We start from the raw sequence: 25,333 nt of genomic DNA, 5'->3' as shown, positions 1-25,333 counted from the left end.
CGACACGTCGGGCCCGCCCGCTTACTCGATGCGGAACTGGCCGACCTGGCCCTGCAGCTCGGTGGAGAGCTGGGCCAGTTCGGTGCTGGCCTGGGCGATCTGCTGGCCGCCGGCGGCGGTCTGGTTGGCCATTTCGGTGATGCTGACCACGTTGCGGTTGATCTCCTCGGCCACCGCGTTCTGTTCCTCGGCGGCACTGGCGATCTGGGTGCTCATCTGGTTGATGCGCGCCACCGCCTGGGCGATGGACTCCAGCGAGGCGCCGGCCCGGTTGGCCTGTTCCACCACCTGCTGGGCCTGTTCGCGGCTGCGGTTCATCACCTCCACCGCCTGCCGGGACCCGTTCTGCAGGGTCTCGATCACCTGGTTGATCTCTTCCGTGGATTCCTGGGTGCGGCCGGCCAGGGTGCGCACCTCGTCGGCCACCACGGCGAAGCCGCGGCCCTGCTCCCCGGCCCGCGCCGCCTCGATGGCCGCATTGAGCGCCAGCAGGTTGGTCTGCTCGGCCACGCCCTTGATCACGTCGAGCACCGCGCTGATGCTCTCGCTGTCCTTCTCCAGGCGGTGAATCACGCCGGCGGCGTCCTCGATCTGGCCGGCCAGTTGCTGGATGGCGCTGACCGTTGAATCCACCACCTCGCGGCCCTCCGCGGTCTGGCCGTTGGCCTCGTCCGCGGCGTGGGCGGTCTCGGCGATGTTGCGGCTCACTTCCTGCACCGTGGTGGTCATCTCGTTCATGGCCGTGGCCACCTGCTCGATCTGGGCCTGCTGTTCCTGGATGTTGTGACTGGTCTGATCGGTAACCACCGACATCTCCTCGGCAGCCGCCGCCACCTGTTGCGAGGAGTCGGCGATCTGGCGGGCGAGGCCGCCAAACTTCTCGGCCATGCGGTTGAAGCTGTCGGCGACCTGCTTCAGCTCGTCACGCACTATCACGTTGGCCCGCACGGTGAGATCGCCTTCGGCCATCCGCCCGGTGGCATCGTCGATCGCCCGGATGCTTTCGATGACCGAGGAATAGAACCCGCCGAAGAGGTAGACGATGAGGGCCAGCACCCCCACCACGGTCACGATGGACACCGTGCGCTGCCGGGTGAGCGCCTCGAGACGCCCCGCCAGGATGCCGTCGAGGCTCGGCAACACCGCATCGAAGAGGCCGAAGGCGGCGCCGATGGCCTCGGTTCCGGCGGAAAAGACCTGCTCGGCGGAAACCTGGATGTCGTCCGTCTCGATGAGATCCTTCTGCACCAGTTTCAGGAAAGCACCGGCCTTGTCCACCGCGGCCTTGTCCTTGCCCTGCAACTGGCCGGCGATGGCGCCGTTGCTGCGGATCGCCACGCCGAGATCGTAGTTCATGGCCTGCTCGCCCTCCTCGACCTTGGCGGCGAGCACCGCCAGGCGCATGCCGGTCCGGCCCTCCATGATGCCCTGGGCGGCCACGCCCGAACCCAGGCCGCGGGCCTGGCCCATGGCGTCGGTGAGGGCCGGCAGGCGGTTGACCACCAGATCCATCAGGTAGTAGCTGTCCAGTTCCGGATCCAGGATCAGGTTGGAAGTGTCGGCCACGTGGGCGATGAGGGCGATGAGCTTGCCGATGAGCGCCGAGTGGGCACGGAAGGCCTCGTCGGCCGGCATGTCGAAGGCCCGCTGCTCCAGGGCCCGCCAGTCATCGCGCAGGGCCTGTGCCCGCCCTTCGGTCTCGAGCGCGGCCGCCAGCTCGCCATCCACGGCCTCCAGGGCCGCGAAGTCCGCGGCGATGGCCTTGCGCCTGGCCAGCAGCTTGTCGCGGAACGTCTTGTCGCCCCACAGGTAGGCATTGGTCATGCCCCGGTGCTGGGGCAGGTGTTCGAGCAGGGGCCGCAAGGCCGCGATGTAGCGCACGCCGAGGCGCTCCTGTTCGAGAAAGTCGATGTCCTTCTGCAAGCCGCGCAGCTCGATGGTGGCCAGCAGCAGCAGAGGCACCAGAAAGACAAGGAAGATGAACATGAACTTGTGCAGATAGCGCAGACGTCCCATCAGCGCCCGGGCCGGAGTCAGAAAACCTTTCATGACGCTTCTCCTTCAGGTAGATGCGTTCGGAATACCGCCGTGGGTTTTCGTGCGGGGACAGGGCACGCAAGGAGACAGCGGGCAGGGCGAGATGCAAGGGCCCTGCCGGAATGACGTGTTCTGGTTACAGCATCGTCCGGGCAGGGAAAAACTTTAGCGCCGGTTCAGGCCAAAACCGGCGGCCGCTGCCGGTGGAGCGTTCAGTCCGCGGGCGTTGTGTAAAAGGGGTGGCAGCGGGTAACGGCCTGAACGATTTTTCCGGCTGGCCTGCAACCGCAGAATCGCGGCTTGCGCCGCTCCTACAGGGAGAAACCTTTGCGGTCTTTGCGCCTTCGCGTCTTTGCGTTTGATTTGCCGGCCGTAGAATCCAGGGCCGTGGCGGGGGGGGCGCCGCTCCTGCAATAGACAGCGGTTTCGGTTTTCGAGGGACCGCTAGCCGCCGCTTTCGAGCAGGGCGGCGACCACGGCGCTCCAGGCGGCGCCGATGTTGTCGGGGTTGTATCCGCCGCCGCCCATGGCCAGCAGGCGGCCGTCGCAGAAGTCGTCGGCAAGGCGGCAGAGATCGCGGGTCACCTGGGCGTGTACCCGGTGGCTGAAGGCCAGGTGGGTGATGGGATCGCCGGCCAGGCTGTCGGCGCCGCATTGCAGAAGGACGAATTCGGGGCGGGCAGCGCGCAGGAAGGCGAGGCACTCGGGCCAGATCCGGGCGAAGGCGATGTCGTCCGCGCCCATGGGCAGCGGCACGTTGCGCTTGCTGCCTTCGGCCTCGCCACGGCCGATCTCGTCCGCCGCGCCGGTGCCGGGATAGAGAAAGTGGCCGTCCTCGTGCAGATCCACGATGAAGACGTCCGGATCGTCCTCGAAGGCGTAGAAGACGCCGTCACCGTGATGGGCATCGATGTCCACGTAGGCGATGCGCCGCAGGCCGTGCACCTGGCGCAGGGTCTCGATAGCCACGCCGCCGTCGTTGAACACGCAGAAACCGGCGGCGCCGTCGCGGCGGGCATGGTGCAGGCCGGCGATGGGCGTGAAGGCCCGCCGGGCCTCGCCGGCCAGGAGGCGCGCAACCCCCTCGAGGGTGGTGCCCACCACCCGCGAGGCGGCCTCGAAGATCCCGGGAAACACCGGGGTATCCCCCTGATCCAGCCAGGCCAGGCCCTCGGCCTCGGCCGTGCGCACCCGTTCAACGTAGTCCCGGGTGTGAAAGCGCAGGAGTTCCTCGCGGCTGGCCTGGCGGGCGGACCAGCCGCGAACCCGGCGATCCAGCCCCTGACGGCGGCAGGCATCGAGAAAGGCTTGCAGGCGGTAGGGCCCGAAGGGATGGCTGGCACCGAAATGGTACTCGCCGAGAGCCGAATCACTGCATACGAGTACGGTCATTGGTATACTCGTGCTGCCGGGGTCCGCCGGGGCCGGCCCGGCAACCGCCATCCCTTTGCCCCTTCGAGATACGGTTCGCGCCAGGCAGTATGGTTCATCAGCAAAACCTGATCGTGGCCACACGGGGACGGGGCACGCTCGAGATCACCGACCGCATCCGCGAGGTGGTGAGCGACGCGGGCCTCTCCACCGGCCTGTGTCACGTCTTCATCCACCACACCAGCGCCTCGCTGGTGGTCACCGAGAACGCCGATCCCAGCGTGCGGGACGATCTGGAAATGATCATGCAGCGTCTGGCCCCCGACGGCGATCCCGCCTACCGCCATCACCTGGAAGGCCCCGACGACATGCCGGCGCACATCCGCAGCGTGCTCACCCAGAGCAGCCTGACCCTGCCGGTCACCGCCGGCCGCCTGGCGCTCGGCACCTGGCAGGGGATCTATCTCTGGGAGCACCGCAGCAGCGGCCATCGCCGCCAGCTCACCGTGACCGTCTACGGCGAGTGACGGCGCGCCCGTCGCAGGGCCTTGCTCAACAGCGCTCCCAGCCGGTGTGCCAGCTCGCGGCCCTCCGGTTCTTCTTCCAGGGCTTCACCCATGGCCATGCCGATGAAGCCGTGGACGCGGGTGGTGGGGTGAATCTCGTCGAAGAAGACATATTCACCGAACTTCGCGCCGTTCTTGCAGCCGGGATAGAAGGTGAAGGTCTCGCTGCTGAAACAGGGATCGGTGGTGTTGGTGAAACCGTACTGCCCGGCATTGGCGAGCAGGGCGCCGAGAAAGGCGAACAGATCGAACTCGGTGATCCGCAGCGCCGGATTGTGGGCCAGCAGGGAAACCGTCCGGTGCAGATGGCGGTTGAAGCGGCGGCTCAGGTGCGTGGCCCGCGCCGCCAGCGTGGCATCGCCGGTGGCGGCCGCCAGCAGGCGGGTTTCGGGAATCACGCCGATGTCGGGCACGTTCACCACCAGGAAGCGGCGCGCGCCGGCCCCGGCCAGGGTGGCCAGGGCCACGCCGATACGCCGCACGGCCCGGTGGATGATGCGCCTTGCCTCCAGGTCCGTCCGGGCATCACGGGCATCGCGCACGTCGTTGCCGCCGATCATGATCACGTAGAGGGCATCCCCCGGTGCCTGCAGGCCGTGATTGGCCAGGAACAGGGTCACCTGCGTGGCCAGATCGATGGCCTCGTCGCCGCGGGCCCGGGCCCCGGCCACCGCATAGTTGGGGCCCACCGCCGGCCCAATCAGATGCAGGGCGGCATCGGCCGTGAGGCCGAAGCCGGCGGTCAGGGTATCCACCGCCACCGGCCCGTTGGAAATGCGGTTCCGGTAGTAGGGTGGCGGCAACGGCCCGATCAGGGAGGCGAGGTTGCCGGTGTCGGAAAGGCTGTCGCCGAAGATGTAGATCCGGTCGAATTCGTCCGCTGCCGCCCCGACACCGAACGACAACAGCGCCAGCAGACAGAATGCCCGCAGCATGGACTGGTACATGACGTTTCCCCCCCGTGGTCCCTTCAATGCCGTCGTCTCGTGGACGGTCATTCCGAAGTATAGAACCCCGTGGGCGACTCTGCCGGAAACGGCACGCCGGTTCCCCCGAGGCCGCAATAGCCACCGGGGTTCTTCGCCAGATATTGCTGGTGATACGGCTCGGCATAATAGAAAGCCGGCACCGGCCGAATCTCGGTGGTCACGGGCCCGAAACCGGCGCGGGCCAGGGCCTCGGCATAGGCCGCCCGGCTGGCTTCGGCGGCCTGCTGCTGGGCCTCGCTGAACACGTAGATCCCGGAACGGTACTGGGTGCCGATGTCGTTGCCCTGGCGCATGCCCTGGGTGGGATCGTGACTCTCCCAGAAGGTTCGCAGCAGCTCACCGTAAGACAGGCGGTCCGGTTCGAACACCACCAGCACCACTTCGTTGTGGCCGGTGCGGCCGCTGCACACCTCCTCGTAGGCGGGGTTGGGCGTGAGGCCGCCGGCATAGCCGACGGCCGTGGTGAACACGCCGGGCAGGGTCCAGAAACGCTTTTCGGCGCCCCAGAAACAGCCCATGCCGAACAGGGCCTGTTGGCAGCCGGCGGGAAAAGGCGGCGTGAGCGGCTGGCCAAGCACGGCGTGTTTCTCCGGCACCGGCATCGTCTGACGGCGCCCCGGCAGGGCCTCTTCGGGGGTGGGCAGGCGGGTTTTCAGCGGGTTCATGATGGCGGGCGCCCCTGCTTGTGGTGGCTGGCGGGAAAGGCGTATTCTGGACCGGAAGGGCCGACAAGGGAATCATGGGGCATGATCAGGCTGGATTGCGAACTCGTCACCTGGGGCACGGTGCAACGCCTGTCCCGGAAGCTGGCCCAGACCCTCCACGCCGACGGCTTTCGCCCCGATCTCGTGGTGGCCATCGGCCGTGGCGGTTACGTGCCCGCCCGCCTGCTCTGCGACTGGCTGGACCTCACCGAACTCACGTCCATCAAGCTCGAACACTACCGGGCCGGCTCCGACAAGCAACCCGAGGCGGTGATCCGCTTTCCCCTGTGCCAGCCCATCCCCGGCCAGCGGGTGCTGCTGGTGGACGACGTGAACGACACCGGCGACACCCTCTGCGCCGCGGTGGATCATCTGCAGGCCCAGGGAGCCGGCGAGGTGCGGGTGGCCGTGCTGCACGACAAGCCCGGCTCGCGTTTTCGCGTGGACTACCGGGGCCAGCGGATCCGCGGCTGGCGCTGGCTGATCTATCCCTGGGCGGTGGCCGAGGACGTGCGCGGCTTCCTGGCCCGCCACGGCGGGCCCCGGGACCCCGAGGCGGCCCGGGCCTGGCTGGCCGAGCACTTCGGCATCCGCCTCTCGCCCCGATATCTCGCCGACATTCTTGCGCTCACCCGAGAGGGGGAATCCCCATGACCGATCACGACATCGCCCATCCCGAGCAGGCCGCAGCCGGCTGGCGGCGCATCGAGTGGGCCTGGCAGGAGATGCCGGTGCTGCGCGCCCTCGACGAGGAACTGCGCCGCAGCCGGCCGCTGGCCGGGCTCCGAATCAGCGGCTGTCTGCACATCACCACCGAGACGGCCAACCTGGCCCGGGTGCTTCAGGCCGCCGGGGCCGAGGTGGTGCTGTGCGCCAGCAACCCGCTCTCCACCCAGGACGACGTGGCCGCGGCCCTGGTGGAACGGCTCGCCATTCCGGTATTCGCCCGCCACGGCGAGGACACGGAAACCTATTACCGGCACATCGAGGCGGCCATCGCCCACGAACCGCAGATCACCCTGGACGACGGGGCCGATCTGATCTCCACCCTGCACCGCCGTCACCCGGACCGGCTGGGGGAGATCCTCGGCGGCACCGAGGAGACCACCACCGGCGTGATCCGCCTGCGCGCCATGGCCGCGGACGGCGCCCTGCGCTATCCGGTGATCGCGGTCAACGACGCCATGACCAAGCACCTGTTCGACAACCGCTACGGCACCGGCCAGAGCGCCCTCGACGGGGTGATCCGCGCCACCAACATCCTGCTGGCCGGCCGCCACTTCGTGGTGGTGGGCTACGGCTGGTGCGGACGCGGCATCGCCCTGCGCGCCCGCGGCCATGGCGCCCACGTGATCGTCACCGAGGTGGATCCCCTGCGCGCCCTGGAAGCCACCATGGACGGCTACCGGGTGATGCCGTTGATCGAGGCGGCACGGATCGCCGACTTCATCGTCACCGCCACCGGCGACAAGCACGTGGTGGACGCCGAACACCTGGCCGTGGCGAAGGACGGCTGCGTGCTGGCCAATGCCGGCCACTTCAACGTGGAGATCAACCTTCCCGCGCTGGAGGCGATGAGCACCGGCAAGACCCGCCCCCGCCCCTCGGTGGAGGAATACCGGCTCGAGGACGGCCGCCGCCTGCGCCTGCTGGCCGAAGGCCGGCTGGTGAACCTGGCGGCGGCCGAAGGGCATCCTTCGGCGGTGATGGACATGAGTTTCGCCAACCAGGTGCTGGCCGTGTGCCATCTGGCCGCCCACGGCCGGGCGCTGCCGCCCGCGGTGCATCCGGTGCCGGCGGAACTGGATGCCGAAGTGGCCCGGCGCAAGCTGGCGGCGCTCGGGATCGGCATCGACCAGCTCACCGCCGAACAGCGGCGCTACCTGGCCTCCTGGCAGGAAGGCACCTGATGAGCCGCGCCGGCGTGAAACGCATGCTGGCCGACATTCGCAGTGAAACGGCCCTGGCCCGCCGCTGGCTCGGCCGCGACACGCTCGACCCGCGAGTGCTGGAGGCCATGGCCCGCGTGCCCCGGGATCGGTTCGTGCCCGAGGAACTGCGGGATCACGCCTGGGACAACGGCCCCCTGCCCATCGGCCATGGCCAGACCATCTCCCAGCCCTTCATCGTGGCCCTGATGACCGATCTGCTGGACATCGAACCGCACCACCGGATCCTCGAGATTGGCACCGGCTCGGGCTATCAGACCGCGATCCTCGCCGAACTGGCCGGCGAGGTGTACACGGTGGAAGTGGTGCCGCCGCTGGGCGCACAGGCGAAACGCGTTCTCGATGCGCTGGGCTACGCAAACATCCACTATCGCACCGCCGACGGCCACCTGGGCTGGCCGGAACACGCCCCCTACGACGGCATCATCGTCACCGCCGCCGCCCGCGAAATCCCCGCGGAGCTGATCGACCAACTGAAACCGGGAGGCCGCCTGGTGATCCCCGTCGGCCCGCCGTGGGGCAGTCAACAACTGCGGCGCCTGACCCGCAAGGAAGACGGCACCCTCGACGAACAGGCGATCCTGCCGGTGGCGTTCGTGCCGCTGGTGACGGAAGACGCCGATCAGTAGGAGGCATTCGCAAAGCAACGCACAATGGCACGGATTGCAAGCAGGGCGTAAGCCTGGCGAGACAGGATGGCAAAAAGCGATCCGCGGCGGCACGTCCCTGTGCCACCACGAATCGTCCCTCGTGGCCTGAAACGTTCAGGCGGACAGGTTCAGCGCATGCGGGTCACCGTAATGGTGCCCGATTCTCCCACATGACCGTCAGCATCGGTGGCGATGACCGTCGTGGTGGTGGGGAACCGCCCGGCCCGGAACAGGCCGGTGGCCGGGTCGATGGTGCCGGCCAGCGGATTGCTCAGCGACCAGGTATAAGGTGCCCGGCCGCCGCTGGCCGTGAACTGCAAGGTCCCGAAGCGCGGCACCGAGGCGGTGAAGGGCGAGATCTCGATGACATGATCGGCGCTGACAGTGATGTTGCCCGTGCTGCCGGCAATGCCGTCGGCATCGGTGGCGGTGACGATCACCGTGCCCGGCGCCAGAGCCGTGAGCACGCCATTGGCATCGATGCTGGCCACGGCCGGATCCGATACGCTCCAGGCGTATGGCGCAGCCCCGCCTGTGGCGGTAAAGGCCAGCGTGGCGCCCACCACGAGATTCGCCGTGGCCGGGCTCACCTGCACGTCACGCACCGTAATGTCGCCGCTAGCGAGGGACAGGCCGGCCGCATCGGTGACGGTCACCTGGGTGACGCCGGCGCCCACGGCGGTCAGCAGGCCGTTGGCATCGATGGTGGCCACGGCCAGATTTCCCGACTGCCAGGTATAGGGCGGCGTGCCACCGGTCACACCGAACTGGAGCGTGTCGCCCACGCCCAGGATGGCGGTGACCGGATCGATGGCCAGATCCGAGATCACAATGTCGCCCGTGCTGTCGCTGAAGCCATTGGCATCGGTTGCGGTCACCCGGACCGTGCCCGGCGCGATCCCCGTCAGCAGACCGGTGCTCACGTCGATGCTGGCGATGGCCGGATCCGATACGGTCCACACATAGGGCGGCGTGCCGCCGCTGGCCGAAAACTGCAGGCTGCTTCCCACCTGCAGGGAGGCGGTATCGGGGCTCACCAGGACGGTGGTGACGGTCGCCGAGGCCGTGCCCTGCACGCCGTTGGCATCGGTCGCGGTCACCGTGACCGTCCCGGGTGCCAGGCCGGTGAGCAGGCCGCTGGCATCGATGGCGGCCACGGCCGGATCGGACACGCTCCAGGCATAGGGCGCCGCCCCGCCGCTCGCGCTGAACTGCACGCGGGTGCCGGCCGCGAGGGTGACTTCGGCCGGCGTCACGTCCACCCGCACCAGGCTGGCCTGGGCATTGGCGGCGTTCAGACGCCCGCCGCTGACGGTGAGGCCGGCCAGAGCGGCCACGGCATCCACGCTGTCGAGCAGCGCGGCCTTGAGGGCCACCAGATCGAGCGTGGGATCCGCCGCCAGCAGCAACGCCGCCGTGCCGGCCACATGGGGCGTGGCCATGGAGGTGCCGCTGAAACTCGAATAGGTGTTGGTCGGAGTGGTGCTGAGAATGCTCACGCCGGGCGCGCCCAGATCCACCGTCACGGCGCCGAAGTTGGAGAAACCGGCCAGGGCATCGTTGGCATCGGTAGCCGCGACCGAGACGATGTTGTCGAGGTCGTAACTGGCCGGATAGCTGGGGGTGACGTCGGTGTCCACACCGTCGTTGCCCGCCGCCGCCACGAACAGGTGACCCGCGACTTGGGCAGCGGCGATGGCGTCGTACAGGGCCTGACTGAACGCACCGCCGCCCCAGGAGTTGTTGGAGATCCGCGCGCCCATCATCACGGCATAGTCCAGGGCGCTGATGGCATCGGCCGTGCTGCCCGAGCCCCGGGCGCTGAGAAACTTCAGGGGCATGATCCGCGCCGACCAGTTCACCCCCGTCACGCCGATGCCGTTGTTGCCCACCGCGGCGATGGTGCCGGAGACGTGGGTGCCGTGATCGTTGTCGTCGAAGGGATCGTTGTCGTTGTTGACGAAATCCCAGCCCCGCACGTCGTCCACGTAACCGTTGTTGTCGTCGTCGATCCCGTTGCCGGGTATTTCGCCGGGGTTGGTCCAGACGTTGCCGACGATATCCTCGTGGTTGTAGTCCAGCCCGGTGTCGATCACCGCCACCACCACGTCAGTGCCGGTCTGGCGATCCCAGGCCTCCGGCGCGTCGATGTCGGCATCGGGCGTGCCGCCGGTCTGCCCGGTGTTGTGCAAACCGTACAGCTCGGGAAAGCGCGGATCATCGGGCAGTACCGTGGCCTGCACCCGGTAATCGGGCTCGGCGTACCTCACTCCGGCGCTGGCCTGCAGGCGGGCACGGGCAGCGTCCATGGACATGCCGCTGCGCACCTTGACCAGGGTGAGCCCCTGGACCAGCCGGAAGCGGCGCTGGGCCTCGCAACCGGCCGCCGTGAGCAGCTGCCGTTGCCGGGCGGCATCGACACCGGCCTCGAAACGCACCAACAGGGTATCGGGGGTAAAGGATTCGGCGTCGGGCTGGAGACCGACCACCGCACCGGCCATGCCCGGCAGCAGCCAAAGCCACAGCCCGGCAAGGAACAGAAAGTGAAAACGTGAACGGAATTCGGTTCTCATCGTCGTGTCCTCCGAAAGCGGAAAGCGGGAGCGCAACCGACGACAGCAGGGTCGGACCACTTGCAAGGCGACGGGCACGGCACCGGCCGTGCCCGCCATGCCGATCGAGGGAGGCCCCTCACTCCACCACGATGAACTGGGTCATCATGGCGTGATCCTCGTGCTCGAGGATGTGGCAGTGCATCATGTAGGCGGTGGTGATCTCGTTGGGATCGCCCACATAGTCGTCGAAGCGGCCAATCACGCGCACGGTGCCCATGGGCGGCACCTTGAACGTATCCTTCCAGCCGGCATCCTCCGGCGCCGGCGGCTGGCCGTTCACGTCCAGGATCTGCCACATGATGTCGTGGATGTGTACCGGATGCATCATGCCCGTGCGGTTGACCAGCTCCCAGATCTCGGTCGTACCCACCCGGGGAAAGGCGTCCACCCGGGTTTCCTCATAGGGCTGTCCGTTGATGACCCAGGGCTTGGGACCACCTTGCATGCCAAATACCCAGCGCCGCGTCTGAACCGCTGCGGCAGGATCCAGACGCTCGATCGGCCGCAGGAATGACGGGATCACGCTGGGGTCGTCCTCCACCCGCACCACGTCGAACCGCATGATCTGGGCGGTGCCGCCGCTCCCGGCGGTGTTCTCGAGAATGATCTGATCCCCCACACTGGCCGAGCCGAAATCGATGATCACGTCGAGCCGCTCAGCCGGCGCAATGTCGAGGCTGGCGCGGGTCACCGGCGCTTCCAGCAAGCCGCCGTCGGAGCCGATCTGCACGAAGCGCGCCCCGTTGCTCAAGCGCAGATTGTAGCGCCGGGCATTGGAACCGTTGAGGATCCGGAAACGGTAGCGGGCCGTCCCCACCTCGAAGTAGGGATAGGGCGTGCCGTTGACGAGGATGGTGTCGCCCAGCTCGCCCATGATGTTGTCCCGGTAGATCAGCGAGCCGTCGGCGGCGAAGGTCCGATCCTGAATCACGATGGCCACCTCGTGATCGCCGGAGGGCAGGCCCAGCGAACGCTCATAGTCGTCGGACATGAGGTAGAAACCGGCCAGACCGGCATAGACCTGATCACCAGTGAGATCATTGGTGTGATCGTGATACCAGAGCGTGGCCGGCACCTGCTTGTTGGTGTAGTAGTAGTCCTTGGCGGTACCGGGATCCACGTAATCGACGGGATGACCGTCGTTGCCCGCCGGCATGTGACCACCATGCAGGTGGGTGGTGGTGCGCACGTTGGTTTCGTTGATCTGCCGCACGATCACTTCCTGATTGCTGTCCACCATGATGGTCGGCCCCGGCGTCAGGCCCTCATAGCCGAGAATGTCGGTCTGCAGGCCGGGAATGATCTCCACGCTGGCATTGCGCTGATGGATTTCATAGATGGGGCGACCGGCGGCATCCGTACCAACCGGCTGGGCCACGGGCGGAATGTTTAGCGGCAGCTCGAAGACCGGCACGGTGGGACTGCCACCACCGCCGCCCATGCGGGCCAGGCCGGTTCGGGCCAGCAGCAGGGCCGGCGCGGCGGCACCGACGGTCTTGAGAAATCTGCGACGGGTTGTGGTCATGTTGAGGCTTCCTCCACGGTTGGTGCCATGCCCGGGGGGCTGGCATGGATTTCTTGTTGTGTTTGCGGAATGTCCGCGCCGGAGAACCCTAGCCGAAGCCCGACGCCGGAATCTGTATCTCTCGTCTGGAACTTTTGACACAGAAGCCGGGACCCCGGCTGGGGTAAGGTTGCGGAAGTACCCGTCGTTCCTGCAGAAGTTCCCCTGGCATCCTCAGGGCCGTTGCAGGAGGGTTTTTGCGGAATTTGTGGAAGGCGTCACAGGTTTTGTCACTGACGAGGCTTTCTGGAGGGTACACACCATGGACATGACCATCGAATCGCCCAAGGCCGGTTCTGCCGCTTCCTCGACACTCGAGGATCTGCTCGCCCAACCCTGGGCCGGCATCTTCGACATCCATCAGCAAAGGCGGATCCCGGCCGGTACCTATCTCTTTCGGGAAGGCGAGACCTGCGCCCATTTCATGTGGCTGCTGGAAGGTGCGGTTCGGGTCTTCAAACACTCCCCGGCCGGTCGCGAGATCACCCTCTACCGGGTCCATCCCGGCGAGCTGTGCGTGCTGAGCCTGCAATGCCTGCTGTCCGGCAGCGGTTTTCCGGCCGTGGCGGTGGCCGAAACCCGGCTGCGGGGCCTGATCCTCGGCCGCGCCGACTTCCTCCAGGCCATCGATGATTCCGCGGAATTTCGTCGCTATCTGCTGAACACCCTGTCCCGACGTCTGGCCGACGTGGTGCAACTGGTCTCGGACGTGACCTTCCAGCGCCTGGAACTGCGGCTGAGCTGTCTGCTCGGCAAGCTGTTCCGCCAATCGGAAGGGAGGCCACTGCAGATCACCCATGCCAGACTGGCCCACGAACTCGGCACCACCCGAGAGATGATCAGCCGGATCCTCAAGTCGCTCGAACAGCGCCGGTGCATCCGTCTCTCACGGGGTGAAATCGAACTGCTGTCGGCCGAGGAACTGAGCCTGGACATGGCGTCGGCGTTGTGACCCGACGCTCGTCATGTTGAAGGGTTGCCGAATGGAAACGGTGCGCTGCGACGCGAGCGCGCCCTACGGGACGGCCGGCACGCCAGCAGTGGACAGGCGGTGGTAGTGCACGACCTTCTCGATCAGCAGCCAGTGGAATCCCATGCCGAAGAGCACGGCCACGTGGAACAGCTCGTGGCCGCCGATCACGCCCGGCACCAGTTCGGGGGGATGGAGGAAGTCGATGATCGCGCCGGCGGTGAAGGCGATGGCTCCATAGATCAACGGCTTGAGGAAACGGGTGCCGTGCCAGCGGTATAGGGCCACGGCGGAGAGAATGCCCATCCAGCCCAGGCCCAGGTACATCAGCAGGCCGAGGCCTTCGGGGAGTTCGTCGAAGTAGATGCTCTTGAGGGTGAGGCCGGCGATGGCCAGCCCCCAGACCAGCGCCAGGATCCCCCAGCGCCAGAAGCCGCGGAACAGCAGGATGTGCAGGGGCGTGAAGGTGCCGGCGATCTGAATGAAGATGGCGGCATGATCCAGCCGCTGCAGCACCAGCCGCGGCGTGCCGCCCGGATCGAGCAGGTGGAACACGCCGCTCATGGCCAGCAGGAACACGCAGGCGAACACGTACACGGCCAGCGAGGCGAGACGCGCCGCATGGCCACGCGCCCGCAGCAGCAGGGCAATGCCGAAACCGGCGAAGGCGGCGATGGGCAGCAGATGGGAAAGGGAACTGAAGGGCTCGGCGAAGCCGGGAATGGCCTGAATCAAGGGGAAACGTCCTGAAATGATCGACGGCCAGGTACACCGTCATGTTCAGCATACGCCATTTCCGGTCAAAGTAAAGGCGTTGCCACGAATCCGGCGCAGGAACAGGGCCCCGAACCGGACCAAATCGCCGTTCCGAATTCTGGAATATCTGCTCGTTTCAAGCACTAAGCCCTTGGGAGTCGGAGGGACGTTTCGTGACCGTCGGCCGCAGGGATGCGGCCGTCGAGCCTACAGGGATGTATTCACGGCGTGTCACGAAACGTCCCTCCGACTCCCAAGGGCGTACCAAATGCAGGGTTCGCCAACACGAACCTTTCTTTGAAGTCGGGACGGCGATTTGGTGCGTTCTCGACTGAGGCTCAACGGGCACGCTGAAGCCGAGCGCTCAATATCACGCCGGTTCGCGGGTGAACCAGCGCCAGAGATGGCCGGCGGGATGTTCCTCGCCGGTGATCACGTAGTTGAGCACGTTGTCGTTGCCGCGCACCCATTCCATCATCCAGCGGGCATGGGGATGGCCGCAGAACAGCAGGCGATCCCCCGAGCGCAGGGGGAAGTCGGCATCGGGCAGAAGGATGTCCTCGCCACCCCGTTCACACAGCAGCGGAATGCAGGGCAGGCTGCGGTTCCGGTCCCGGGGGTCACGGCAGACGTGGCCCAGGCGCAGATCGCCTTCGCGCCGGGCGCGGGCATAGAGCGCCGGCGCGTCGCCGGGCGTGATGTCCACCTCCCAGGTGGCCGGGGCCCGATCTTCCACCACGCCATAGATCCGGCTGTTGAGCCGGTTGGCCCAGTCGTTGTCCTGCTGCCGGGCCAGGCGCAGGAAGGTTTCCAGCAGCGGGGTCTGAATCAGGGCGAAGATCTTGTGGGCGATGATGCTGCCCCGGCGCATGATGAGATCCAGCTTCGCGGCACGGAAGATCGCATCGTTGCTGCGCGAGTTCTGGCGGGCGACCCGGAACAGCTTCGGGTTGAGATCCCGCGCGGTCATGAGGATCGACAGGTTGTTGGCATCGTCGTCAGTGCCGGCGACGATGCCCACCGCCTCGTCCACGCCCGCCAGGCGCAGGGTCTGGGCCTCGGTGCCCAGCCCCTTGACCGTGCCCGGCGGCGCCCCGGCCGCTTCCGGCCGGGCCTCGATGACGGTGACCTCGATGTTCTCCTGGCGCAGGCGTTCGTATACCGCCTTGCCGAAGCGGCCGTAGCCGCAGAGGATCCACTTGCCATGGGGCGGATAGAGTGGCTCCAGCAGCGCCTCGCCCGGCACCGCGGTCATCCATTCATAGAGCAGGTAGGTGCCGGGCGAGTGCAGGGCCAGGGCCAGGCGGCCGGCAAAGGTGTCGAAGGGGTTGATGATGTGGTTGGCGCCGAAGGAGGCGATGTTGGCCTCCATCTCCCGGGTCTCGGCGCGGGCGATGGTGGTCAGGTGGGGATTGAGCAGGTTGCTGGTGATGGCCACCTGGAGGTTCACCGCATCCACGTTGGTCAGGGCCACCACGCCGATGCAGCGGGGATTCTTCAGGCCCGCCTTGCACAGGTTGTCGGGCTCGGCGGCGTCGGCGCACAGGGCCGGCACGTAGCTGCGCAGATCGGCCAGTTCCAGGGCATCGATCCGTTCCTGGCGCTTTTCCACCACCACCGCATTGAAGCCGGCATCGGTCAGGGCCCGCACCAGCATGCTGCCCGTGTCGCCATAGCCGCAGACCAGGTAGAAGGGATCGCGGATCCGGCGCACGGCGCGCAGGAAGGCCTGCTCGGTGAGCAGGCGCCGGAAGCCCGGGTCCTGCAGGGCCGAGAGCAGCGAACCGATGCCGTAGAGCCAGGCCACCACGGTGGCATAGATGGAGACGGTGGCCCACAGGCGCTGGGCATCGGTGAAGGGGTAGGGGATCTCGCCAAAGCCGATGGTGGTGCCCATGAAACTGACGAAGTAGAAGGCATGGAAGAAATCCATGCGCCAGGGGCGGCCCTGATCGTCCATCCCCGGTATCAGGGTGAAGCCGAGAATGGAGACGGCATACACCAGAATCAGGACGATCAGCGGCGAATGCAGGCGCCGCAGCAGGACGAAGACGATGTTGGGCATGAATGCGCTCCTGGACGCCGTGCCGAATTCTCGAATATTTCGATCGCAAGTCCACCAATGGGCACGCCCTCGAGGGCTCTGTGCTAACGAATCACGAACAAGCGAAATCGGGAATGTCTTTTTATCGCCGGACCATCACCGTCTCGGTGACCAGCAGCACCACCGAGGTCACGTTGGCCAGCACCGCCCCGCCGGAGAGGGAGACGATGGCGGCCATGGCGTGGGGGGTCATGCCGGCCTCGGTCATGTTCTCCACGATGCCCCAGACCACGGCCGCGGCGATGAGCTGCAGATCCGCCACCAGGGAGGTGGCCAGCAGCACCGCCCCGATGTGGGTGCGATCGCCGAACTTGAGCACGGTGGCGATCAGGCTCACCACGATGGCCGCGTACAGCTCGTAGACGTTGTGGTGGACGGGGTTGGCGATGTCACCGAGGAAGAAACCGAAGTTGAGGGTCAGCGCCAGGACGATGAAGAACGCGAAGATGACCTTTTCCAGATTCATGCCCCTCTCCCGATGGCCGGCGAATGTCCGCGAAAATATAGCATGATTTCCGGTTTCTGCCGCTGAGCCCCCGTTTTCCTGCCATCCGTCGCCCGGATGGCTGCCCGGCTTTGACAACCCTCCGGGAACACACTATATCCATGGGTGTAACCCGAGATGGGAGGATCCGCTCATGGAAGTCAATCGCCAAGGGGAAAGCGGTCCCGTGCCCTTCCGCTCCGGCCGCTTCTTCAACGTGGGCTCCGCCTGGTATTTCGCCACCCGCGAGGCCCTCGACCAGGGCCCCTTCCCCACTCGTCGGGAGGCCGAATCGGCCCTGGCCATGTACATCGAGAACGTTCGCCAGGTGGAACGGCACTGGCAGTAGCCCTGCCCCGGTGGTCGCCGCCGGGGAGAATCCTTCAGTTTTCGGCCGACCCTGCCGATACGACAGGTAACCATCGCGCGCGGAACGGATCCGCCGGGATGGTCATTGATGACCATCAATGACCATGGCCGCGGGGATGCCGCATACTTGAATCTTGTCGTCATCAATCCAGGGTTCCTGCCATGGCCGACTCCCAGCCCGACTCCCCCGAACTCGCCCTGGCCGCGCCGCCGGCCGCCGGGCGCAAGCACAAGCGCCTCTCGCGCAAGGACATCTTTCGCCACGGGGCCTATCCGTACAAGAAGAAGATGTCGGTGAAGGAATACGAAGCGCGCAAGAAGGCGCTGCAGATCGAGCTGCTCAAGCTGCAAAACTGGGTGAAGGACACCGGCCAGCGGATCGTCATCCTGTTCGAGGGCCGTGACGCGGCCGGCAAGGGCGGCACCATCAAGCGTTTCATGGAGCATCTCAATCCCCGCGGCGCGCGGGTGGTGGCCCTGGAGAAACCCACCGAGGTGGAACGGGGCCAGTGGTACTTCCAGCGTTACATCAACAACCTGCCCACCGCCGGCGAGATCGTCCTGTTCGACCGGTCATGGTACAACCGGGCCGGGGTAGAGAAGGTCATGGGGTTCTGCACGCCGGCCGAATACCTGGAGTTCATGCGCCAGGCCCCGGAACTGGAGCGGATGCTGGTGCGCAGCGGCATCCACCTGTTCAAGCTGTGGTTCTCGGTGAGCCGCGAGGAGCAGTTCCGCCGCTTCCAGAAACGGCGCAAGGATCCCCTCAAGCAGTGGAAGCTCAGCCCCATCGACATGGCCTCGCTGGACAAGTGGGACGACTACACCCGGGCCAAGGAGTCCATGTTCTTCTACACCGACACCGCCGACGCGCCGTGGACGGTGATCAAGTCGGACGACAAGAAACGGGCCCGCCTCAATGCCATGCTGCACGTGCTGAACAACCTGCCCTATGCCAACAAGGACGACAGCGTGGTGACCGCGCCCGATCCGCTGATCGTGGGCCGCCCCGCCGATCTCTACGAGGAAGACGAAAGGCCCTTCCACGACGCGCCGACGGTGTGAAGGGAATCACCATGGACCGCGGCCAGCCCCTCGGGAGGGCGGGCGGCAAGGTGGGCACGGGGCAGCAGAATCCGCACGCCGATCGCAAAAAGCTGCTATGCTTGCGGGGAATCAGGACATCCTTCTGCCCTGCCGAGGGTCGAACGGCCCGCTTCATCCATCATCCAACCCCACTCATTTCCCAAGTTCAATCAAGGATTTATCTTTATGCAAATCGCAGACAACGCCGTGGTCACCATCGACTACACCCTGAAGGACGACGAAGGCAACGTCATCGACAGCTCCACCGACGGCAAATTCGCCTATCTGCACGGCGCCTTCAACATCATTCCCGGCCTCGAGAAGGCCCTGGCCGGCAAGAGCGCCGGTGACGAGCTCAACGTGAGCGTCAGCCCCGCCGAGGGCTACGGCGAGCGCAACGATGCCATGGTGCAGGCCGTGCCCCGCGAGATGTTCGAGGAAGGCACCACCCCCGAGGTGGGCATGCAGTTCCACGCCGAATCGCCCCAGGGCGAGACCATCGTGGTCACCGTGGTCGGCGTCGAGGACGACACCATCACCGTGGACGGCAACCACCCCCTGGCCGGCGTGAACCTCAACTTCGACGTGAAGGTGGTGGACGTGCGCCCGGCCACCGAGGAAGAGATCGCCCACGGTCACGTGCACGGCCCCGAGGGCCACGCCCACGCCTGAGGGCGGCCGGGCCGTTCAGGTCTCCATCTGAACGGCCCGCAGTTCGTCGTCCGGCAGCCCTGCCCTGCGCAGGGCCTGCCGGAAGGCCTGCCGCGTCGGACAGCGGCGGGCGAAGAACAGATGGGAAGCGCCCGGCTTCCCGTCACTGGCGCCGAAACCCGGCAACGGCACCGACAGGCCACGCATGTTGGCCAGCACCTCCGCCCACTGCGCTTCGCGGTGGATCTCCCCGCACTGATACCAGACGCTCACCAGCCGCGCATGTTCGCGCAGGGCATCGATGTGCCAGCGTCGCGGCTTGTCCTGCCGGGCATGGCGCCCCACCCGCGCGGCGATGCCGCCGGGGCCGAAGGCCGACCCCACGTACAGATAGCAGCCGGGTTCGAGCGTCAGCGTGCCGAGCCGCCCCACTTCCAGGCGGTCGAAGGTGCAGGACTCGAGCAGCAGCACGTAGGTGCCGCTGCAGTCGGGCAGCGCGGGCGATGACACCGCCGGTCGGCCTTACATCAGGCCGCAGGCGCCGCCGCCACAGCAGCCGCCCGTGTCACAGGCGCTGCCGCTGCCCAGGCTGGAGGCATTGACCACCTGGCCGCCGGTGGCCAGCTTGCGCACCGGCGCATCGGATGGCGTGTCGCCCGGCTCGATGCCGGCACGCGCGCACAGCTCCCCCCAGGTGGCGATGACCTCGTTCATGCCGTGGCGGACTTCCACCACGCGGTCGTTGGCGTCGCAGCGATAATCGTAGGTAGGCATGACTACTCCTGTTGCTGAAGGTTGAAAATCGGAATCTTGCATGGCTGTTCCGAATTCCCGAACATCTTTGGCTATTGGGCAGCATCTGACACGCCCTTGAGGGCTCTGTACTCGCAACGATCCCCTGGTCGGGAATTCGGAACAACCATTTCGAGATATAGTAACGTTTTTCCCAATCCCAAGCCGAAACATGCCCACCACCCCGCAGATCCTCACCCGTCATCAGGCCCGCCTGCGCCAGTGCCGCCGCTGCCCCGACATGCAGGGTCCGCCGGTCACCGGCCAGCCGGTGGTCTCGCCGGTGCTGCTGGTGGGCCAGGCCCCCGGCCCGAAGGAGATCGTCGAGCACCGCCCCTTCGCCTGGACCGCCGGCAAGACCCTGTTCGGCTGGTTCGCCACCCTGGGGGTGGACGAGGCGGCCTTCCGCAGCCACGTGTACATGGCCGCCGTCTGCCGCTGCTTCCCCGGCAAGAACCCCCGGGGCGGCGACCGGGTGCCGAGCCCCGAGGAGATCGCCCACTGCGCCCCGTGGCTGGCGAAGGAGATCACACTGCTGCAGCCGCGCCTGTTGCTGCCGGTGGGCAAGCTGGCCATCGCCCGCTTCCTGCCCGTGCAGAAACTCACGGAGGTCATCGGCGACGAATTCAGCGTGCAACACGCCGGCCACACCATGGACTGCATCCCCCTCCCCCACCCCTCCGGCGCCTCCACCTGGCACCGCACCGAACCGGGCAAGACCCTGCTGCAAAAGGCCCTGCGGCGGATCGCACGGCATCCGGCGTGGCAGGCAGCGTTCGAAAATTGACAGGGTTTCAACGCAAAGGGTTTTGAAATCGTACGTAGGAGCGGCGCAAGCCGCGACAAGCCAGGGCCGAGGAACGAGTGGCGAGGGACGAGGTTACCGAAGCCAACCAACCTCGTTATCCCTCGGGCCTCGTCCCTCGCCACTCGGCCCTGCATGGGTCGGTCGCGGCTTGCGCCGCTCCTACACGATCACTTTCTTCGCGCCTTTGCGTTGGATTTTCACCCCCGGGTCACATCCAGATGCAGGTACCGCCCCAGCCACAGGAACGGTTCGCGGCGGCAGAACATCCGCTCCATTTCCAGCAGGTCGTCGAAGCTTCGGGCCTCGCGGATGGCGGGATCGAGGTAGTCGTGGATCACGCGCACGCCGCAGCGGTCATGGACGCGCAGGCCGCGTTCGTGCAGCCAGGCTTCCACTTCGCGGGGATCGCGCGGGTGGGTGGGGGTGAGGCTCTTGCGATGGCCGCCGTAGTCTTCGCGCTGCACCTTGCGGAAGTTGCCCCGCAACAGGTTGCGCCAGACCAGGGCGTCGCGGTTGTAGAAGAGCAGGGAGAGGCGGCCCTGCGGCGCCAGCAGATCGCGCACCCGGTCGAGCACCGTGCCGGGATCGGCCACCCATTCGAGCACGGCGTGCAGCAGTACCAGATCGAAGCGGCCGTGTTCGTCTGCGCTCAGCGACTGCAACGGGCCGTGGACGAAATGGATCCGATCCATGTGCTCGGCCAGGTTCTCCCGTGCCTGTTCGATCATCCGCGCCGAGTGATCGCACAGGAGCAGTTGGTGCCCCTTCCCCGCCAGCCAACCGGCCACGTGGCCCGGCCCGCAGCCGGCGTCGAGAATGCGCAGGGAGCGGCCGGCCGGCAATACCGCCAGCATCCGCTCCAGTGCCTCCTGCACGATGGCCAGGCGCAGACGGCCCTTGGCGGTGCCGTAGATGTTGCGCGCGAAGCGGTCGGCCAGATCGTCGAAGTTGCGATCGCCGCTCATGGCAGGTCGTTCAGTCCAGCCATTCGACGATGTAGTAAAGCCGCAGCCCTTCTGATGAACGGGAAGGCCCCACCACCCGAGCGGCGTACCGCTTGCTGGCCGGATCCGCCGCCGCCAGGGCCGCCTCCGCCGAGTCCATGAGGGTCACCGATCCTTCCGGCACCCGGTCCCGGCTGCGCCGCGGCACGTGCACCACGGCATACTGCTCGTCGATCACGGGGGCGTCGGGGTCGATCTCGATTCCACGCATGGTGCCGATTTCCTGGGTTGAGGTGTTTCAACGCAAAGGCGCAAAGACGCCAAGGGCGCAAAGGGGTATCGATGACTTCATGCACGAGGCTCGCAACAGGCCATCTGACGCATCACAAACCATTACCTTTGCGTTCTCTGCGCCTTCGCGCCTTGGCGTTGGATCTTCATCCCTCTCGACGAATCACCCGGCCACCTTGGGCAAATGGTGCAGGGCCGCTTCGATGGCTTCGGCGGGGTATTCGAAGTCTTCCAGTTCGCCGCTGAAGTACTTGTCGTAGGAGGCCATGTCGAAGTGACCGTGGCCGGAGAGGTTGAAGAACAGGGTCTTGGCCTCGCCCGTCTCCTTGCATCTGAGCGCCTCGTCGATGCAGGCGCGGATGGCGTGGTTGGATTCGGGCGCGGGGATGATGCCCTCGGCGCGGGCGAACTGCACGCCGGCCTCGAAGGTGGGCAACTGGTGCACGGCCACCGCCTCGATGAGGCCTTCGTGATAGAGCTGGGAGACCAGGGCCGAGTCGCCGTGATAGCGCAGACCGCCGGCGTGGATGCCGGGCGGGACGAAATCGTGGCCGAGGGTGTACATCTTCAGCAGCGGAGTCAGGCCGATGGTGTCGCCGAAGTCGTAGGCGTAGTGGCCGCGGGTGAGGGTCGGGCAGGAAGTGGGCTCCACCGCCACCAGGCGCACGTCCTTGCCGGCGGCCTTGTCGGCGAAGAAGGGAAAGGCCACGCCGCCGAAGTTGGAGCCGCCACCGCAGGGGGCGAAGATCACGTCGGGATAGTCGTCCACCATCTCGAACTGCTTCTTGGCTTCCTGGCCGATGACGGTCTGGTGCAGGAGCACGTGGTTGAGCACCGAGCCGAGGGAGTAGTTGGTGTCGTCCCGGGAGGCAGCCTCCTCCACCGCCTCGGAGATGGCGATGCCGAGCGAGCCGGGCGAGTCGGGATCTTCGGCGAGGATCTTGCGGCCGGCCTCGGTCTGATCGGTGGGGCTGGCCAGCACCTCGGCGCCCCAGGTCTGCATCATGGAGCGGCGGAAGGGCTTCTGCTCGTAGCTCACCTTCACCATGTACACCCGCACCTCGATGCCGAACATCTCGCCCACCAGGGCCAGCGAGGAGCCCCACTGGCCGGCGCCGGTCTCGGTAGTGAGGCGGCGGATGCCGGCCTCGCGGTTGTAGTAGGCCTGGGCCACGGCGGTATTGGGCTTGTGGGAACCGGCCGGGCTCACGCCTTCGTACTTGTAATAGATCCGCGCCGGGGTGCCGAGCGCCTGCTCCAGGCGATGAGCCCGGTACAGCGGCGAGGGCCGCCACAACCGGTAGATTTCCCGCACTTCCTCGGGAATGGGAATCCAGCGTTCCGCCGAGACTTCCTGCTCGATGAGGGCCTCGGGAAAGATGGCCGCCAAGGCGTCCGGGCCGATGGGCTGCCCGTCGGGGCCCAGGGGCGGCGCCGGCGGATTGGGCATGTCGGCCACCACGTTGTACCAGTGGGTGGGAATGTCGCGCTCGTCGAGCAGGATCTTGGTTCGGGACATCAGACTCCCCCTTGTTTGAGTTGCGAGTGACGAGGGACGAGGGGCGAGGACGATGGCGGGCTTGAGCCCGCCATCCTTGTCGCCCCCGTCATTTTTCGAGTTCGTATTTGCGGGTGGGGCGTTTTTCCAGGGTCCATTCGTGCATGGAGCCGTCGTAGAGCTTCGTGTGCTTGTTGCCGAACAGCTCGTGCCAGATGAACCAGCCCCCGGAAGCCAGGTGGCCGCTGTTGCAGTAGGTGATGGTGGGCTTGCCGGGATCGAGGCCCAGCCCCCTGGCCAGTTGTTTCAGATCGGCCACCGGCAGGAACTTCGCCGGCAGGCGGGGCTGGGTCATGATGTCGTTGCTGTAGATCCGGGCGCCGGGGATGTGGCCCTCGGCATACACGTAGGATTTGCGATAGACGCCCAGATACTGGGGCAGGGGCCGGTTGTCCACGAGCTGGGCGCTGCCGCCTTTTACCGCCCTGGCCACGTCGGCCGAGGAGGCGAAGATTTCCTTGCGCTCGGCGGTGGCCACCCAGTCGCCCTTCGTCGCCCGGGGCATGCTGGTCTCGACCTCGTTGCCGGCGGCGATCCAGGCCGCCAGCCCGCCGTCGAGGATGGCCATGTCGTCGGTGCCGTAGTACTTGAGCTGCCAGTAGAGACGGGTGGCCATGGTCATGTCGCCGTTGTGCTGGCCGCGGGAGGTAATGACCAGCGGCTTGCCCTTCGGCACGCCGAAGGACCGCATGATCTTCTCGAAGGCGGCCTTGTCGAGGATCATCTTCTCCACCTTGCGGCCGTCCACGATCCGGGTGCCGCGGATCTTCTTGTAATCGATCCACAGGGCACCGGGGATGCGGCCGTTGGCCTGCACCAGCACCCGCTTGCCGCTCTTGCGATCCTTCATGTAACGGGGCGGCTGGGTGAAACTGCGCGGATTGACGCGCACGTCGAGCACCACCACCTTGTCGCGGTTGGCCGCAAGCCAGGCCGCATCCACCAGCGGGCCGGGTACGGTTTTCGCCACGGCCAGCCACGGCAGCAGCAACAGGGTCAGCAACCATCCTGTGCGGTATTTCATGTCACACCTCCTTAGCGATTGAGGGGGAGCGCGACGGCGCGTCCGCTCCCGATGGGGTTTCGCCGCCGTCGAGCCCGAGCCGTTCGGCCAGCGTGGCCAGCAGATCCACCGGCTGGCGCGACAGCGTGTAGATGTTCCGATCCTGCCAGACCGTCTCCTGCGGCCGGCCTGCGCCCCGTTCGGCCAGACAAGCATCCCGCGCTTCGAGCAGGGCCGGCAGTTGCGGCCGCCACAGGCCCAGCATGTGGGTCAGCCAGCGCTCGGTGAGCGAGAGGCCTTGTGCCTCCCCGGCGCAGGCCAGAAACCGGTCGAGCGCGGTCAGCAGTTCGGACGGCGCCCGCCACGGCCCGGCCGTGACCCAGCGGTTGACGGTGAACCAGGCCCGCGGCTGGCCCTCCCCGTCGATGGACAGCGCCGCCAGATGCGACCACTCGCTCCCGGCCGGCAGGAACAGGTGGAAATGGCCGTGTTCGTCGTCACGCCGCCAGGGATCGGCGTGGCTGTGATAGTAGGCCCGCAAACCGCACTCGCCGAAACGCAGCGCCCGACGGGGATAGCGCACGCCCCGCACGATGCGCGGCGGCTCGCCCAGCAGGGGCAGCACCGGATTGGTGCGCTGCTCGCCCAGCGCCTGCAGATCGGCCAGCAGGGCGCGGGCCGGATCCATCAGCCCAATCCGCAGGGCGCTTCGCTGGCCGGTTCCGTGCCCAGCCCGCAGGGCGCTTCGCCGCCCAGGCCGCAGGGGGCTTCCGTCCCCAGGCCACAGGGCGCTTCGGTCCCAAGGCCGCAGGGGGGTTCGCCGCCCATGCCACAGGGCGAAAGATCACAGGGCGAACCCCCTTCCAGTCCGCAAGGCGTCTCGCCCAGGCTGCAGGGATTGCCCTGGCCGCAGGGGGCCGCCGTCTCGCCGGCCGGGGCATGCTGGGCGGCGGGTGCGGTCGGCGCGGGCAGGGGATGGCGGGTGTAGTCGATGGCCACGGCCAGGGCCGCGAGGCTGATGGCGGTGCCCATCACGAGGGCGCTCTGCTTGTGTTCGAGTTTGGCCATGGCG

The 25,333-nt window shown here is 66.9% G+C and carries 25 protein-coding genes and 1 pseudogene; 9 read left to right on the top strand and 17 right to left on the bottom strand.

What is annotated here, in order from left to right; translation table 11 throughout:
- Nucleotides 1-21: 21 nt before the first annotated feature.
- A pseudogene (locus tag ACZ5BH_RS09400) lies at nt 22-621 on the bottom strand (methyl-accepting chemotaxis protein); the annotation flags it as partial.
- Nucleotides 622-2,481: 1,860 nt separating this feature from the next.
- Nucleotides 2,482-3,429: an acetoin utilization protein AcuC gene (locus ACZ5BH_RS09395; RefSeq protein WP_464888998.1), complete on the bottom strand. Its 948-nt coding sequence runs from the start codon at nt 3,427-3,429 to the stop codon at nt 2,482-2,484.
- 89 nt (nt 3,430-3,518) lie between these two features.
- On the opposite strand from ACZ5BH_RS09395, the gene ACZ5BH_RS09390 reads away from it, so the two are divergent.
- Nucleotides 3,519-3,935: a secondary thiamine-phosphate synthase enzyme YjbQ gene (locus ACZ5BH_RS09390; protein ID WP_464888997.1), complete on the top strand. Its 417-nt coding sequence runs from the start codon at nt 3,519-3,521 to the stop codon at nt 3,933-3,935.
- Here ACZ5BH_RS09390 and ACZ5BH_RS09385 read toward each other — a convergent pair.
- Both ACZ5BH_RS09385 and msrA read right to left on the bottom strand, forming a co-directional pair.
- Nucleotides 3,923-4,921, bottom strand: coding sequence for an SGNH/GDSL hydrolase family protein (locus ACZ5BH_RS09385; protein WP_464888996.1), 999 nt, complete (start codon nt 4,919-4,921; stop codon nt 3,923-3,925). The genes ACZ5BH_RS09390 and ACZ5BH_RS09385 overlap by 13 nt on opposite strands.
- Nucleotides 4,922-4,968: 47 nt before the next feature.
- The gene (gene msrA, locus ACZ5BH_RS09380; protein WP_464888995.1) at nt 4,969-5,628 is read right to left on the bottom strand and encodes a peptide-methionine (S)-S-oxide reductase MsrA; all 660 of its coding nucleotides are present in this window, start codon (nt 5,626-5,628) and stop codon (nt 4,969-4,971) included.
- 81 nt (nt 5,629-5,709) lie between these two features.
- Between msrA and ACZ5BH_RS09375 the strand changes: the two genes are divergently transcribed.
- From ACZ5BH_RS09375 to ACZ5BH_RS09365, 3 genes are read left to right on the top strand one after another with little or no spacing between them, the layout of a single operon-like run.
- Nucleotides 5,710-6,321 carry a phosphoribosyltransferase gene (locus ACZ5BH_RS09375; RefSeq protein WP_464888994.1) on the top strand — a complete coding sequence of 204 codons (612 nt, stop codon included), beginning with the start codon at nt 5,710-5,712 and terminating at the stop codon, nt 6,319-6,321.
- Complete coding sequence (locus tag ACZ5BH_RS09370; protein ID WP_464888993.1) at nt 6,318-7,577, top strand: adenosylhomocysteinase; 1,260 nt, start codon at nt 6,318-6,320, stop codon at nt 7,575-7,577. Before ACZ5BH_RS09375 ends, ACZ5BH_RS09370 begins: the two co-directional genes overlap by 4 nt.
- Nucleotides 7,577-8,245, top strand: a complete 669-nt coding sequence (locus ACZ5BH_RS09365) for a protein-L-isoaspartate(D-aspartate) O-methyltransferase (protein WP_464888992.1) — start codon at nt 7,577-7,579, stop codon at nt 8,243-8,245. Before ACZ5BH_RS09370 ends, ACZ5BH_RS09365 begins: the two co-directional genes overlap by 1 nt.
- 149 nt (nt 8,246-8,394) lie before the next feature.
- Here the strand turns inward: ACZ5BH_RS09365 and ACZ5BH_RS09360 are convergent, their stop codons facing one another.
- Together ACZ5BH_RS09360 and ACZ5BH_RS09355 are read right to left on the bottom strand one after the other, a co-directional pair.
- Nucleotides 8,395-10,839, bottom strand: a complete 2,445-nt coding sequence (locus tag ACZ5BH_RS09360; protein WP_464888991.1) for a S8 family serine peptidase — start codon at nt 10,837-10,839, stop codon at nt 8,395-8,397.
- Between the two features lie 118 nt (nt 10,840-10,957).
- Nucleotides 10,958-12,406, bottom strand: coding sequence for a multicopper oxidase family protein (locus tag ACZ5BH_RS09355; RefSeq protein WP_464888990.1), 1,449 nt, complete (start codon nt 12,404-12,406; stop codon nt 10,958-10,960).
- Nucleotides 12,407-12,707: 301 nt separating this feature from the next.
- On the opposite strand from ACZ5BH_RS09355, the gene ACZ5BH_RS09350 reads away from it, so the two are divergent.
- Nucleotides 12,708-13,397 carry a Crp/Fnr family transcriptional regulator gene (locus ACZ5BH_RS09350; protein ID WP_464888989.1) on the top strand — a complete coding sequence of 230 codons (690 nt, stop codon included), beginning with the start codon at nt 12,708-12,710 and terminating at the stop codon, nt 13,395-13,397.
- Between the two features lie 63 nt (nt 13,398-13,460).
- On the opposite strand, the gene trhA is transcribed toward ACZ5BH_RS09350, so the two are convergent.
- The 3 genes from trhA to ACZ5BH_RS09335 all read right to left on the bottom strand — a co-directional run bounded on the left by trhA (nt 13,461) and on the right by ACZ5BH_RS09335 (nt 16,741).
- On the bottom strand, nt 13,461-14,150 hold the full coding sequence (gene trhA / locus ACZ5BH_RS09345; RefSeq protein ID WP_464888988.1) for a PAQR family membrane homeostasis protein TrhA: 690 nt from the start codon (nt 14,148-14,150) through the stop codon (nt 13,461-13,463).
- A gap of 391 nt (nt 14,151-14,541) precedes the next feature.
- Nucleotides 14,542-16,236: a potassium channel family protein gene (locus ACZ5BH_RS09340; protein WP_464888987.1), complete on the bottom strand. Its 1,695-nt coding sequence runs from the start codon at nt 16,234-16,236 to the stop codon at nt 14,542-14,544.
- Between the two features lie 121 nt (nt 16,237-16,357).
- Nucleotides 16,358-16,741 (bottom strand): DUF6394 family protein, encoded by a 384-nt coding sequence (locus tag ACZ5BH_RS09335; RefSeq protein ID WP_464888986.1) that lies wholly within the window; start codon nt 16,739-16,741, stop codon nt 16,358-16,360.
- Nucleotides 16,742-16,913: 172 nt separating this feature from the next.
- Between ACZ5BH_RS09335 and ACZ5BH_RS09330 the strand changes: the two genes are divergently transcribed.
- From ACZ5BH_RS09330 to ACZ5BH_RS09320, 3 genes are all read left to right on the top strand, one after another.
- On the top strand, nt 16,914-17,108 hold the full coding sequence (locus tag ACZ5BH_RS09330) for a DUF6316 family protein (RefSeq protein ID WP_464888985.1): 195 nt from the start codon (nt 16,914-16,916) through the stop codon (nt 17,106-17,108).
- 182 nt (nt 17,109-17,290) lie between these two features.
- Nucleotides 17,291-18,193: a polyphosphate kinase 2 gene (gene ppk2, locus ACZ5BH_RS09325; RefSeq protein WP_464888984.1), complete on the top strand. Its 903-nt coding sequence runs from the start codon at nt 17,291-17,293 to the stop codon at nt 18,191-18,193.
- Nucleotides 18,194-18,400: 207 nt separating this feature from the next.
- Nucleotides 18,401-18,886: an FKBP-type peptidyl-prolyl cis-trans isomerase gene (locus tag ACZ5BH_RS09320; protein ID WP_464888983.1), complete on the top strand. Its 486-nt coding sequence runs from the start codon at nt 18,401-18,403 to the stop codon at nt 18,884-18,886.
- 15 nt (nt 18,887-18,901) lie between these two features.
- Here the strand turns inward: ACZ5BH_RS09320 and ACZ5BH_RS09315 are convergent, their stop codons facing one another.
- Together ACZ5BH_RS09315 and ACZ5BH_RS09310 are read right to left on the bottom strand one after the other, a co-directional pair.
- Nucleotides 18,902-19,375 carry a GIY-YIG nuclease family protein gene (locus tag ACZ5BH_RS09315; protein WP_464888982.1) on the bottom strand — a complete coding sequence of 158 codons (474 nt, stop codon included), beginning with the start codon at nt 19,373-19,375 and terminating at the stop codon, nt 18,902-18,904.
- A 12-nt stretch (nt 19,376-19,387) separates the two neighbouring features.
- The gene (locus ACZ5BH_RS09310) at nt 19,388-19,639 is read right to left on the bottom strand and encodes an FmdB family zinc ribbon protein (RefSeq protein WP_464888981.1); all 252 of its coding nucleotides are present in this window, start codon (nt 19,637-19,639) and stop codon (nt 19,388-19,390) included.
- Between the two features lie 190 nt (nt 19,640-19,829).
- Here ACZ5BH_RS09310 and ACZ5BH_RS09305 point away from each other — a divergent pair, with 190 nt between their 5' ends.
- On the top strand, nt 19,830-20,444 hold the full coding sequence (locus ACZ5BH_RS09305; RefSeq protein WP_464888980.1) for a uracil-DNA glycosylase family protein: 615 nt from the start codon (nt 19,830-19,832) through the stop codon (nt 20,442-20,444).
- A 218-nt stretch (nt 20,445-20,662) separates the two neighbouring features.
- Here the strand turns inward: ACZ5BH_RS09305 and ACZ5BH_RS09300 are convergent, their stop codons facing one another.
- From ACZ5BH_RS09300 to ACZ5BH_RS09275, 6 genes are all read right to left on the bottom strand, one after another.
- The gene (locus tag ACZ5BH_RS09300) at nt 20,663-21,430 is read right to left on the bottom strand and encodes a methyltransferase domain-containing protein (protein ID WP_464888979.1); all 768 of its coding nucleotides are present in this window, start codon (nt 21,428-21,430) and stop codon (nt 20,663-20,665) included.
- Nucleotides 21,431-21,440: 10 nt separating this feature from the next.
- Entirely contained in the window at nt 21,441-21,680 is a 240-nt protein-coding gene (locus tag ACZ5BH_RS09295) for a hypothetical protein (protein WP_464888978.1), read from the bottom strand.
- Between the two features lie 183 nt (nt 21,681-21,863).
- Complete coding sequence (locus ACZ5BH_RS09290) at nt 21,864-23,219, bottom strand: TrpB-like pyridoxal phosphate-dependent enzyme (protein ID WP_464888977.1); 1,356 nt, start codon at nt 23,217-23,219, stop codon at nt 21,864-21,866.
- A gap of 88 nt (nt 23,220-23,307) precedes the next feature.
- Nucleotides 23,308-24,282, bottom strand: coding sequence for a sulfurtransferase (locus ACZ5BH_RS09285; protein WP_464888976.1), 975 nt, complete (start codon nt 24,280-24,282; stop codon nt 23,308-23,310).
- Between the two features lies 1 nt (nt 24,283).
- Nucleotides 24,284-24,949, bottom strand: coding sequence for a DUF6969 family protein (locus ACZ5BH_RS09280; protein WP_464888975.1), 666 nt, complete (start codon nt 24,947-24,949; stop codon nt 24,284-24,286).
- Complete coding sequence (locus ACZ5BH_RS09275) at nt 24,949-25,329, bottom strand: hypothetical protein (protein WP_464888974.1); 381 nt, start codon at nt 25,327-25,329, stop codon at nt 24,949-24,951. Before ACZ5BH_RS09275 ends, ACZ5BH_RS09280 begins: the two co-directional genes overlap by 1 nt.
- Nucleotides 25,330-25,333: the final 4 nt, after the last annotated feature.

It is taken from the genome of Thioprofundum lithotrophicum, assembly GCF_055387065.1.
The sequence above is the reverse complement of the archived record's forward strand: the minus strand, read 5'-3'. Positions and strand labels throughout refer to the sequence as shown.

Coding starts and splice junctions, on each gene's coding strand:
- ACZ5BH_RS09395 (WP_464888998.1), bottom strand. CDS start 3,429: ATGACCGTACTCGTATGCAGTGATTCGGCTCTCGGCGAGTACCATTTC.
- ACZ5BH_RS09390 (WP_464888997.1), top strand. CDS start 3,519: ATGGTTCATCAGCAAAACCTGATCGTGGCCACACGGGGACGGGGCACG.
- ACZ5BH_RS09385 (WP_464888996.1), bottom strand. CDS start 4,921: ATGTACCAGTCCATGCTGCGGGCATTCTGTCTGCTGGCGCTGTTGTCG.
- msrA (WP_464888995.1), bottom strand. CDS start 5,628: ATGAACCCGCTGAAAACCCGCCTGCCCACCCCCGAAGAGGCCCTGCCG.
- ACZ5BH_RS09375 (WP_464888994.1), top strand. CDS start 5,710: ATGATCAGGCTGGATTGCGAACTCGTCACCTGGGGCACGGTGCAACGC.
- ACZ5BH_RS09370 (WP_464888993.1), top strand. CDS start 6,318: ATGACCGATCACGACATCGCCCATCCCGAGCAGGCCGCAGCCGGCTGG.
- ACZ5BH_RS09365 (WP_464888992.1), top strand. CDS start 7,577: ATGAGCCGCGCCGGCGTGAAACGCATGCTGGCCGACATTCGCAGTGAA.
- ACZ5BH_RS09360 (WP_464888991.1), bottom strand. CDS start 10,839: ATGAGAACCGAATTCCGTTCACGTTTTCACTTTCTGTTCCTTGCCGGG.
- ACZ5BH_RS09355 (WP_464888990.1), bottom strand. CDS start 12,406: ATGACCACAACCCGTCGCAGATTTCTCAAGACCGTCGGTGCCGCCGCG.
- ACZ5BH_RS09350 (WP_464888989.1), top strand. CDS start 12,708: ATGGACATGACCATCGAATCGCCCAAGGCCGGTTCTGCCGCTTCCTCG.
- ACZ5BH_RS09340 (WP_464888987.1), bottom strand. CDS start 16,236: ATGCCCAACATCGTCTTCGTCCTGCTGCGGCGCCTGCATTCGCCGCTG.
- ACZ5BH_RS09335 (WP_464888986.1), bottom strand. CDS start 16,741: ATGAATCTGGAAAAGGTCATCTTCGCGTTCTTCATCGTCCTGGCGCTG.
- ACZ5BH_RS09330 (WP_464888985.1), top strand. CDS start 16,914: ATGGAAGTCAATCGCCAAGGGGAAAGCGGTCCCGTGCCCTTCCGCTCC.
- ppk2 (WP_464888984.1), top strand. CDS start 17,291: ATGGCCGACTCCCAGCCCGACTCCCCCGAACTCGCCCTGGCCGCGCCG.
- ACZ5BH_RS09320 (WP_464888983.1), top strand. CDS start 18,401: ATGCAAATCGCAGACAACGCCGTGGTCACCATCGACTACACCCTGAAG.
- ACZ5BH_RS09310 (WP_464888981.1), bottom strand. CDS start 19,639: ATGCCTACCTACGATTATCGCTGCGACGCCAACGACCGCGTGGTGGAA.
- ACZ5BH_RS09305 (WP_464888980.1), top strand. CDS start 19,830: ATGCCCACCACCCCGCAGATCCTCACCCGTCATCAGGCCCGCCTGCGC.
- ACZ5BH_RS09300 (WP_464888979.1), bottom strand. CDS start 21,430: ATGAGCGGCGATCGCAACTTCGACGATCTGGCCGACCGCTTCGCGCGC.
- ACZ5BH_RS09295 (WP_464888978.1), bottom strand. CDS start 21,680: ATGCGTGGAATCGAGATCGACCCCGACGCCCCCGTGATCGACGAGCAG.
- ACZ5BH_RS09290 (WP_464888977.1), bottom strand. CDS start 23,219: ATGTCCCGAACCAAGATCCTGCTCGACGAGCGCGACATTCCCACCCAC.
- ACZ5BH_RS09285 (WP_464888976.1), bottom strand. CDS start 24,282: ATGAAATACCGCACAGGATGGTTGCTGACCCTGTTGCTGCTGCCGTGG.
- ACZ5BH_RS09280 (WP_464888975.1), bottom strand. CDS start 24,949: ATGGATCCGGCCCGCGCCCTGCTGGCCGATCTGCAGGCGCTGGGCGAG.
- ACZ5BH_RS09275 (WP_464888974.1), bottom strand. CDS start 25,329: ATGGCCAAACTCGAACACAAGCAGAGCGCCCTCGTGATGGGCACCGCC.